Below are 11,623 nucleotides of genomic sequence, written 5' to 3'. Positions count from 1 at the left end.
AAGGGCTAGGTTGCTTATAGAATCTGCATTTTAGCTTATTTCGTCGCCCCCTCAGGTAAAATGCAGATAAAAACCACTGTCCAAACCAATGGTTTGGGGAATCTAGTTTGGCCGACAAGCCTGGCTTTTATCATAGTTTTCATTCCCAATATGGCTTTCGGTTTGATGAGTGATCAAGATGAGGAAGGTCTTTAGGTAAGACTTGGCTAAATCATCCATGGCACCAATAGGCAATACCAAGTAGGGTTCTAGTGCTAGATTCGATTGACTCAGTGATGGGATAGCCTGGAGCTGTAATCATTATGGGTTAGAATCATTGAACAATATGGACTTCTGTGAGGCCAGTTACATATAGAGTTCCCGGCTAATCCGACCCAAATAACGGCGTTGTCTAGCGGTTTTCAATTGGGTGAGGTACAGATTACTCGGTTTTAGGGAACAGGGAACAGGAAACAGGGCACAGGGCACAGGGCACAGGAAACAGGAAACAGGAAACAGGGAACAGAGAACAGGGAACAGGGAACAGGGAACAGGGCACAGGGCACAGGAAACAGGGAACAGGGCACAGGGCACAGGGCACAGGGAAAAAATTATGTGTACCTCATAGCTATGAAAAACGCTAGACTTGTAGGGGGATGATTGATGGAGATGGGGAAGAGACCCGAAGTGGGGGAGGAGACTGCAAGAAGGGGAAGTAAGCTATGAGGCATCTTATCTGAATTAGCACTATGAATTAGCACTATGAATTAGCACTATGAATTAGCACTATTAATGCTACAAATGATTTCTTTGATTGAATCGGCAAGGGGGCAGGGGCGCTCAGGAAAAAGGGAGAAAACTTTGAAGTTTTCCCCCTTTCTCAAAAATAGACAAAAAATAGAGAATTTAAGTGCGCGACATCGTCAATTAAGCGGTATCCACTGGGAAAACGTAGCCCCTTGACCACAATAGTTATTTTCCTCATCAATGAGATTCCAGACGATAACATCTGAAATCTGGAACCGTTTACCAGTGCTAGAAATACGGACACCTTGATAGTTGCTAATATAGCCCTGGGTTGTGACTTGGTTAAGCAGGTGTAAGCGCTCCTCCCTTTCCATCGGCTCAGCTGAATATCTCGAAGGCATCTGAGTCAATTGGTTCCAATCCATTTCCCACAATTCCAAAGCTTTCCGATTGCCATAGTTGTAAATCGGGTCTGATTCAGTGTTGTGAGAGAGGACCGTAAAGGGAGCTTCAAATAGTGCCTGTGCAATTTCGATAGGTAAGCCACTGGTATCGATTAGAGAATGCCCTGTCCAATGATGAAAGCTATTGATTAGACGTTCGCTCTGGCGAATTACTGGGTCTTGTTGCCAAGGAAATTGGAGCTCAGTGTTCATCGGTTTATTATTTTGCAAAGATTTATCACCCTTAGGAAACTATAGTAATCGTGACGCTCCTACACTCTCCTAACGGGTGAGTGTAGGCTTCTAGCACTCCTTAGAGCTACTAGAACTTGCTTCAAGGTACTATTAGTTAGAGAACTATCAACAACAGGATTCCCTCTACGCCGTTTTATAGTGGGGAACACGCCCAGCCCCACTCGTTTTAGGTTGATTGCGGCATTGATATCGCGATCGACCATCAGCATTTCTTGCTCATCCCAATACTCGCGGATAGAGCAGTCAGTAAATACAAACTCGTCTCGATAGCTCAACAGTTGAGAGGTATAGACAGGGTTACACTTTTTCGTTACTGCTCCAGCTTTTCCAGCTATGTAGGCCAGTATCTCAAAGAACTGTCCAAACCCTGCATCCGACCAAGACTTGTTTAATCCCGATTTTGCGGACTGTCCATTAGGCAAATATCCACCATTAGTATCTGGCTTGGGTTTATTTCGTTTCTTTAAACCAGAAAGGTTCAAATTTTCATAATAGAAAACTTTTTTTCCGGTTCTAACCAGGATATGAGCTGTTTTATAGGCATGATCCTTTCGGCTCCTAGCGATCCGTTGATGTATTCTCCCTTCACGCGATTGCAGCTTCCTCCGAGCTTTACTCCCTTTTTTTCTGGCATTCTTTTTGGTTTCTACCTTTTTGATAACAGCCTGATTTTTGCGGTAAGACTTAAGTGAGGGTAGCTTAGTATTTTCAGATGTCGCCAGATAATCATCTCCGTACAGGACTGCATCCAATCCCATGGTATTATTCCAAGTAGGAGTAACACTTTCTGGTTTAAAAGTTGGGACTGTAGGATCCTCTAAACATAAGGTCGTGTACCAACCATCGGCTTTTTTGGTTATTAGGATATTTTTGAGTTTAAACCCGTCAGGTAACGGACGATGGAGTCGGACTTTAACCCACCCTTTGAGCTTTGTTATCTTCAGCCATATCCATTTATTCTCGATTCTGGCTACAGTAAAAGAGCCTTTACCTTCTATTTTTAAAGTTCTGTATCTAGCTTGATTTTTGAATCGAGGTTTTCCGCTACGAGTACCCGTTTTATCGCCCTTGATGAATCGATTGAAAGCTAGGTCTGCTCTTTTACATACGTCCTGTAAAGTATTTGCCGGAATTCGGGTAAAGTCCAGCAATTCCCATGAGTGGACAACTGTTACCAAATCTTTTTTCCAGATTGGCAGAAGCTTTTTTTGACTAAAGTAACTGGGATTATCTCTAAGCTCTGGGAGGTAAGTAATCAACGGACAAGAATTAACACCAGTACGGTTTTCATTCCACCACCGCCAGCGATCGCCTAACTGCCAGTTATACCAGTAACGACAAATTCGTAGCCAATCGTTTAGTTGTAATTTTTGTTGAGTAGTTGGATCAGCTCGGTATTGGTAGTTGAGCAGTATAACAATCACCTCTTGGCTTTTATTGCGCTTTCATATATATAGATAATAACAATCTTTCCGAAAAGTTTCAGCATCTGTGTTTACTCCCATAAAAAGCTTTTATGATTTACTTATGCCCGCATTCCTCTCACGTCTCATCCGATAGGGGAGCGTGAGAGGAATGCGGTTCCAGCTGAACTCCTGCAACTGCTTGATTACTCCGCTTCCCCAATCAGGGTAAAAGCCGCCCATTCCACTGGATTTGGGTACTGTTTAAGAGTCGTAAGCATCGCTTGACGCAGAGCAACTGCTTTGTCAGGTGTTTGTTGTAGCTGGCGATAGAATTCAGTCATCAGGTCAGCTGTGGAGTCATCAGGTACTTTCCAGAGGGAAACAACCACACTGGGTACACCAGCAGCAACTAAAGAACGGGATAATCCAATCACGCCATCACTGGTAACTCTACCTCTACCAGTGTTGCAAGCGCTTAAAACTACTAACTCAGCTCTAAGCTTGAGGTCGAGTATTTCACTGGCACTGAGAAAACCTTTATCTGTTTTAGTCGGAGCAAGGGCGATCGCTCCTGGTAAACCTAATCTCTGGAAGTCATTGAGTAAGCCGTGAGTAGCTAGATGTATGATCTTTGCCTTTGACATTTGCTCAACTACTGCTGCCTTAGTGGCTTGATTGCCAATCAGGGCTTGAGTATTGAACATCTCAGCGATCGCTAGCGCTTCTGTTTCTGTTCCAGGAAGAGGGGGCAAACCTTGAGGCATAGTGGGATTACCAATTACTAGCATCTCTTCTCCAGAAACCAGTTGCCGTTGCTGGTTAGTTAAATCCAGCACCTGAATCGAGGGAGCAGTGAGCATAGTATGTTTTTCGATCAGGTATTGACCAGAAGCGTCTTGTAGTGCTGGGAAAGGTACTAGAAACAAAGATTCGTGGGGAATAAAGGTTACACGAGCTTCGGGATTAGTAGGTAAGAGTTCCGCAATTGGTTCAATGAGCAGTTGATGCAGTTGTTTTAATCGTTCAGTTTGACCAGCTCTCTCTGTTTTAGTCAATCTTTCTCTGGGAACTAAATCAACTAGGGATGGGCTTCTTCTTAAAAAAATCGATTTACGAGTGATACCAACCAATTTGTCAAGAGATGTATCCAGATTAGTTAAATCAACCTGACGAAAAGCGATTTTACCTGTAGGTTTAATTACCCAAATGTAAAGCTCTTTGTCTTGAAGTTGCCGCACACCTTGGGCTTCGACAACTTCTTTGATAATCGAGTATAAAACTATTGTCGAGTTTTGTTTTTCAGTAATTTTTTTAATTTGTTTGATGTTCGGAGGAGCAATCGGTTTGTGATTTTTGAGGTTTGGTTCAGACTCTGATAAACCTCTCGCTAATAGTTCAACAAAGGCTCTTGCTCGTCCTCTTTCAGTAATTTCTAGGGCTTGATTGAATTGTTTTCGTTCTACTAAATACTCTTGTAAAGTGCTATAAGTTGTTTCATGAGTTTCAAATATTGATACTCTCTCAAGGTCATTGCTGCCTAAGTTTGACCGCAAAGACTCCCAAATTTCAATGGCAGCAAAGAGAGCCTCATTTGCTTCTTGAGGATTTCCGGCTTGATAGAGAGCATCACCTAAGTTGCTTAAAGCACGTCCCTCGGCGTGGCGATCACCTAGTTGCTTGGCAATTTCTAAACTCTGGCGTTGGTAGTTTACTGCTTGGTTGTAGTCTTCTAGAGCATGGTAAATTATTCCCAAATTTTCTAGGGCTACTAACTCTCCATAGTTATCTTGCAGTTTTTGTGCGATCACTAAACTCTGCTGAGAGTATTCAATTGCTTGGTTATAGTCGGTCAGGGTATAGTAGACCAAGCTCAAATTAGATAATGCTCTTGCCTTTCCAGGTAGGTTATCGGATGTTTTAGCGATCGCTAAACTTTTTTCTTTGTATTCAAGTGCTTTGGTATATTCCTTCTTAGCGTAGTAAGCTAATCCGAGATTGCTTACTATATTCCTTGCCATCTCAGACTCATCGGTTGAGTTTACTAGTTCTAGACCCTGTTTATAGTATTCAATAGCTTTGTCATAGTTTCCTATTGCGCCATAAGCTGCTCCTAAACCACTAAAAGCTTGTGGTTTTCTTCTTAAGTTTGGGTCTGATTGGGCAAGATTAAAATGCTGCTTATGATAGTCTATAGCTTTGCCATAGTCTCCCAATCTATAGTGAGTTACTCCGAGGTTATGCAAAGCTTTTACTTCTCGCAATTTATCGCCAAATTTTCGTGCAAATTCTAAGTTTTTATGATAGCATTCGGCAGCTTTATTGTAATTTTTTGCAGCAACTTGTAGGGAAAATACTTGAGGATGTCTGAGCAATTCTTCTTCTGCCAGACACTCTGTAATTTCCAGTACCAGGATTGTCAGTCGTTCTAGTTCAATTGCTGGAGTCTTGTTTGACCTCTTGCTCTGATTGACCGCCAAATCTGATCGATTAACCTGGGTTGGCAAGGCAGAGTTTTGATTGTCTGACCTTGGTGATGGTGTTGTTGGGGAAGGATTTGAAGGATTTACAGGATTTATAGGTGCAGGAATTACCGGTTTTGGAGGTTCTGGCGGTGGTAGTGGTGGTCGTGGTGGAATACCTAAATCTGATGTTGTTGGAGGTTCTGGCGGTGGTACTGGTTGAAAAACTGGCTCTTCTTGTGTTGGAGGTTCTGGTGGTGGTAGTGGTGGAATACCTATATTTGCTGGTGGTAGCGGTGGTAATGGCTCTGAGACGATGACTGAAGGAGGTTCAATCGTGGGTGGATCTAGATCTAAAAAAGGTGGAGGTTCAGGTATTGGTGAGACTGGAGATTCTGAACTTTTTATAGTAGAATTCTGGTTTCTGAAATCTAGAATGGAAATAATAGTAGAAGTAGCAGTAACATTTCCTTTACTGATGTCACTACCAGCAACAAGAGTAACATTGCCACTCTCACCATTGCTACTAGCAGCATTTATATCACCAGCATTAATACTTCCCTCTGTAGCGAATAATTGAACCTCTCCTCCTTTACCTTCCACAGAGGAAGAATCAACTACCCCAGCACTAGTATCAATATTTCCTGTATCGCTAACAGCAGTAATATCACCACCATCACCATTATTACTGGAAGCATTGAGACTCCCGGTAGTGATATTACCTTCTGCTTTCAGGTCAATATTTCCACTATCACCACTTACCGCCGTTGAATCCAGTGTGCCACTACTAGTATCAATCTCTCCTTCCCTACTATTGAGGAAAATTCTTCCACCATCCGAGGTAACTGATGCTGTCCGAATATTACCTTTTGCTTGAATAACTACTTGCTTACCAGCGCTGATATCCTGCACCACCACATCGCCAGCATTAATACTTCCCTCGGTAGCGAATAATTGAACCTCTCCTCCTTTACCTTCCACAGAGGAAGAATCAACTACCCCAGCACTAGTATCAATACTTCCTCTATCGCTAACGGCAGTAATATCACCACCATCACCATTATTACTGGAAGCATTGAGACTCCCGGTAGTGATATTACCTTCTGCTTTCAGGTCAATATTTCCACTATCACCACTTACCGCCGTTGAATCCAGTGTGCCACTACTAGTATCAATCTCTCCTTCTCTACTATTGAGGAAAATTCTTCCACCATCCGAGGTAACTGATCCTGTCCGAATATTACCTTTTGCTTCAATAACTACTTGCTTACCAGCGCTGATATCCTGCACCACCACATCACCAGCATTAATACTTCCCTCGGTAGCGAATAATTGAACCTCTCCTCCTTTACCTTCGACAGAGGAAGAATCAACTACCCCAGCACTAGTATCAATACTTCCTCTATCGCTAACGCCAGTAATATCACCACCATCACCATTATTACTGGAAGCATTGAGACTCCCGGTAGTGATATTACCTTCTGCTTTCAGGTCAATATTTCCACTATCACCACTTACCGCCGTTGAATCCAGTGTGCCACTACTAGTATCAATCTCTCCTTCCCTACTATTGAGGAAAATTCTTCCACCATCCGAGGTAACTGATGCTGTCCGAATATTACCGTCTGCTTCAATAACTACTTGCTGACCAGCACTGATATCCTGCACTACTACATCACCATCTTCCACCTGGATACCAGAACCGATCAGTTGTACTGTACCCTCACGATTTACCTCAATTCCTGTAGCATCACCGCCGCCAACTGTCAGCAGTTCCGGTAGGGAAAGGGGATTTAAGGGAACAGTGGCAGAGGGGGAAACTTCTAAACTCAGAATATTACCTGGCTGGGAAATACGGAGTAAATTTTTTCCAGGCACAGCCTCAATAGTAACTTGACCACCAGATGCAGTAAGAGTGCCATTACTGACAACAGTACCACCTACTAAGGTTAAATTCTGCCCCTCTTTAACTGCTAAATCAGCTAAATTGATGATCCCACCTGGTTGGGAAACAGCAAAATCAAAAGTATTGGGCTTGCCTACCAAAGAAGCATAGTCATTGCTACCAATGGCGTTAAACCACACGCCATCAAAACCAATACTAGTAGCAGTGGTGGCGGTAAAAGAAGCAGGTAAATTGATGCTGGCACCAGCACCAAAGACAATCCCGGCGGGGTTAATCAGGAATAAATTGGAATTACCCCCTGTAACCTGGATTAAGCCATTAATTACAGAAGCATCACCACCAGTGACTCGCCCTAGGATATTTTGGATATTAGGATTAGAGAGAAAATTGGCAATCTGACCTTCACTCAGACCAAATTTCTGGAAGCTGTGAAAGAGATTTGCGCCATCTCCCGACAGCTGACCGCCATCAATGTTGAATTGGTTACCCTCAGGGTTGACAACAGTACCAGTACCATCGTTGGCTTCAACTATCGGTTGCGCCTGCACAGGGGTTGGCAACGGGCAATAGGTCAAATAGGTTGAAGAACAAACAAGCAGGCAAAACTTAGTTGCTGCCGATCTTCCCTGATCCATGATCTGGCTCAACAGGTGAAGACAGCTCAATGTTAGTCTCATAAGTTATGGAATTCATAGGGAATCTCGGTAGAATACACCCTTTTGAACAAAGTAGACCTAGATTGAACAGGGGGCTACTAGAGCAGATTTGGTATCAAAGCTCTATTGCTTCATTCTTTGGGAGAAATCCCCCTTGGGATGAGGACACTTTATTTAATTTTAGAGAAATATCGATCATCTCAGTTTCCTTTAAACAATGTATTTATCAGGGCTAATGCCTCCCTTTTATGCAGAGTTTTGGTTTTTGTTACAAAACTTTACATAATTAACTTTACATAGTTAACTTTAGAGAATGGACTGTAACCACAGACTCTAGGGCGTGTCTGCTTGCCTCAATAGCCAATGACACCGAGAGTGGGATCGAGACAAAAAAGCGTTCGCGTAGCGGCTTGTACCGAGCATCGCCCTTTGTCATGATCGATCTGAGGGGGTGGCAGGTCAGCTATAGTCCTGTTGAGTATGAACGCCTTAGGCATAGGGCAAATCTCTCCACGGTGCCCCTGTTCTCAACATCCCGAGCATGCCCTAAACCAATAATTCCTCCCACTCCTGTTAGTGTAAAAAATCTTAGTTAACTTGGATTACCTAGCAGTTTATCCCGCAGCTGCTTAATGCGATCGCGTAACTTTGCTGCCGTTTCAAATTCCAAGGTCTTTGCTGCTTCCTTCATCTGTTCTTCTAACTGATTAATCAACTCCGGAATCTTCTCCAAAGGTACATCATCTACCTGTTCAAACACCGCTTCCAACTGTTGGGAATTCAACCGTCGGGAGACATCCAAAAATGTCAAAATCGGGTTGTTTGCGGTTTTGCGAATCGGCTGTGGTATGATGTTATTTTTTATATTATACTCAATTTGAATCTTACGACGGCGATTAGTCTCATCAATCGCTTTTCTCATGCTTTTTGTAAAGGTATCAGCATACATAATGGCTTGCCCTCGGACATGACGTGCTGCTCTGCCTATAGTTTGAATAAGCGATCGCTCTGCCCTGAGGAACCCTTCCTTATCGGCATCCAAAATTGCTACCAGAGAGACTTCTGGCAAATCCAACCCTTCTCGCAATAAGTTAACTCCAACCAATACATCAAATTCACCCTGGCGCAACGCCTGCAAGATTTCAATCCGTTCAATAGAGTTAATATCCGAGTGTAAGTAGCTTACTCGAATATCCCGTTCTTGCAGATAGTCTGTCAAATCCTCAGCCATGCGCTTGGTTAAGGTTGTTACCAGCACCCTTTCCTGACAATCCACCCGCTGCTTAATCTCAGCCAACAAATCATCTACTTGACCTGCTGTAGGACGGACAAAGATTTCTGGGTCAAGCACTCCGGTAGGACGAATGATCTGTTCCACAACTCGTCCTTGAGATTGTTCCATCTCCCAATCCCCAGGAGTAGCAGAGACAAAAATACACTGATTCACCTTTGCCCAGAATTCCTCTGCCTTCAGGGGTCGATTATCTGCTGCACTAGGTAAGCGAAAGCCATGGTCAATCAACACTTGCTTTCGAGCGCGATCGCCATTGTACATTCCCCGAATTTGCGGCACCGTAACATGGGATTCATCCACTACCAAAAGCCAATCTTCGGGAAAATAATCAATCAAACACTCTGGTGGTTCCCCAAGCTGGCGTCCAGCCAAGTGACGAGAATAGTTTTCCACACCATTGCAGTAACCAATTTCGAGCAACATTTCCAAATCATAGCGGGTACGCTGTTCCAACCGTTGGGCTTCTAACAAGTTCCCAGCTTGCTCCAATTGAGCCAAACGTTCCTCAAGCTCTACCTTAATAGCATTACAAGCTTCTTCCAACCGTTCATCGGGAGTAACAAAGTGACGAGCAGGGTAAATATTTACGCCCTCTACACTTTGGAAAATCCCACCGGTAACTGGGTCAACGTAGTGAATAGCATCAATTTCATCTCCGAAGAATTCTACCCGAATAATTCGGTCTTCATAAGCCGGACCAATTTCTAATACATCCCCCTTCACCCGGAACCGTCCGCGTCCTAATTCTAAATCATTCCGGGAATACTGTACTGAGACTAAATCCCGTAAGAGTTGGCGTTGGTCAACTTCGGTATTTACCCGCAGAGGAATCGAAGCTTTTAAGTATTCTGAGGGGATACCCAAGCCATAGATACAGCTAATGGAAGCCACCACAATTACATCCCGCCGTTCAAAAAGCGATCGCGTAGCTGAGTGCCTCAGCATATCAATTTCATCATTAATTGACGCGGTTTTCTCGATGTACGTGTCAGTGACCGGGATATAAGCTTCTGGCTGGTAGTAATCATAGTAGGAAATGAAATACTCCACCGCATTATGGGGAAAAAACCCCCGCAATTCGTTACATAACTGGGCAGCCAAGGTTTTGTTGTGGGCAAGTACTAGGGTAGGTTTGCCAACTTTTTCAATTACCGATGCCACGGCGAAAGTCTTACCTGTCCCCGTAGCACCCAGTAGAGTTTGGATACGGTTGCCAGCCTTGAGGTAAGTGGTGAGTTGGGAAATAGCTTGGGGTTGGTCCCCTGTTGCTTGAAAAGGGGCTTCGAGGTTAAATAGCATCTTAGACGCTTCTGGCACAGCTAAAAAAAAATCCGTAAAAATACTATCTATAATTTCATCATAATTTCTGTAAATTTATAGGTACTGATAGATAGATTATTTTCCAAAGTCAATAGATAGTTTTAAGACTTGGCGAAAATCCGGAGGGGAGGATGACAATTATCTGCTTAACTGCTAATCCCTTAAAGGGTTATCGTTACGGATAAATGATAATAGGTAATGGCTAATGAGTAACGGGTAATTCTACCAATTTTATAGCCATCACCATTTATCATTTACCATCGACTCTCCCATCTTTAATGGGAGAGCATTTTCATCTTTTGCTCAATCAGATAAGCTTTTTTTATTCAACTAATAGTTAAGTTTTTATTAAATAAATTAATATCTCATTATAATGATGAAATAATAATCATATATTATATCGATACTTCCTTTTATTATTTGAGTAATTGTTGATTTTTGTAATGATTAATCGGTAATTGACATGCATATAATTATTACCGATTATCCCTTACAACCCCCCAATTCATCAAAACTTGTATGTATTCAAAAAAAACAAGTATAAACTCCAGAAACTTTTCTTGATTTAATATCAACATAAAAAACTAGCAATTATGAACTATAGAAATGCTATTCAGCGTATTGAAATATTGTTAGTCGAAGACAATCCTGGTGACTTAGATCTAACTAAAGCTACTTTAAACAATAGCAATATTCGCAATAATATCGAGACGTTTACCAATGGTAAGGAAGCTATGGCATTTCTACGTCGAGAGTCCCCTTATACTAAGGCACCCCGTCCCGACGTAATTTTGCTGGATTTGAATCTACCAGTGATGGATGGTCGTGAAGTGTTAGCACAGATTAAATCTGATCCAAAATTGAGTCTGATTCCAGTGATTATTCTCACTTCCTCAGATTCTGACCAGGACATCCTCACAAGCTACAAGCTAAACGCCAATGCCTACGTCACTAAGCCCTTTGAATTAGAGCAGTTTGTCAAAGTATTGAAGTCAATTGAAAACTTCTGGCTAAGTATTGTTAAACTGCCACCCAAAAATTAACCATTGCCAATTCATGCTATAGCGTTTGTATCTGGGAATAGGTAATAGGTAATAGGTAATGCTCAGATCTTGCACCAAAAAAAGTGGCTGTGAGAAGGAACGGCTGAAGTTATTG

The 11,623-nt window shown here is 42.6% G+C and carries 7 protein-coding genes; 1 reads left to right on the top strand and 6 read right to left on the bottom strand.

Features of this window, described 5'->3' with window-relative positions; all coding sequences use genetic code 11:
* Positions 1-345: 345 nt before the first annotated feature.
* From BJP37_RS38150 to uvrB, 6 genes are all read right to left on the bottom strand, one after another.
* Positions 346-573 carry a hypothetical protein gene (locus tag BJP37_RS38150; protein WP_158069341.1) on the bottom strand — a complete coding sequence of 76 codons (228 nt, stop codon included), beginning with the start codon at positions 571-573 and terminating at the stop codon, positions 346-348.
* A gap of 329 nt (positions 574-902) precedes the next feature.
* Positions 903-1,382, bottom strand: coding sequence for an MEKHLA domain-containing protein (locus BJP37_RS01015; RefSeq protein WP_075895784.1), 480 nt, complete (start codon positions 1,380-1,382; stop codon positions 903-905).
* A gap of 59 nt (positions 1,383-1,441) precedes the next feature.
* Positions 1,442-2,839: an RNA-guided endonuclease InsQ/TnpB family protein gene (locus BJP37_RS01010; protein ID WP_075905634.1), complete on the bottom strand. Its 1,398-nt coding sequence runs from the start codon at positions 2,837-2,839 to the stop codon at positions 1,442-1,444.
* Positions 2,840-3,033: 194 nt separating this feature from the next.
* Positions 3,034-7,830: a CHAT domain-containing protein gene (locus tag BJP37_RS01005; protein WP_075895782.1), complete on the bottom strand. Its 4,797-nt coding sequence runs from the start codon at positions 7,828-7,830 to the stop codon at positions 3,034-3,036.
* A gap of 374 nt (positions 7,831-8,204) precedes the next feature.
* Positions 8,205-8,348, bottom strand: coding sequence for a hypothetical protein (locus BJP37_RS38145; protein WP_158069340.1), 144 nt, complete (start codon positions 8,346-8,348; stop codon positions 8,205-8,207).
* Between the two features lie 95 nt (positions 8,349-8,443).
* Complete coding sequence (gene uvrB, locus BJP37_RS01000) at positions 8,444-10,444, bottom strand: excinuclease ABC subunit UvrB (RefSeq protein ID WP_075895780.1); 2,001 nt, start codon at positions 10,442-10,444, stop codon at positions 8,444-8,446.
* 614 nt (positions 10,445-11,058) lie between these two features.
* Here uvrB and BJP37_RS00995 point away from each other — a divergent pair.
* The gene (locus BJP37_RS00995; protein ID WP_075895778.1) at positions 11,059-11,508 is read left to right on the top strand and encodes a response regulator; all 450 of its coding nucleotides are present in this window, start codon (positions 11,059-11,061) and stop codon (positions 11,506-11,508) included.
* Positions 11,509-11,623 lie beyond the last annotated feature (115 nt).

It is taken from the genome of Moorena bouillonii PNG (assembly GCF_001942495.1).
In the GTDB taxonomy this organism is placed as follows: Bacteria; Cyanobacteriota; Cyanobacteriia; order Cyanobacteriales; family Coleofasciculaceae; genus Moorena; species Moorena bouillonii.
Note: the sequence above shows the minus strand (reverse complement) of the source record. Positions and strands in the feature narration are given on the sequence as shown.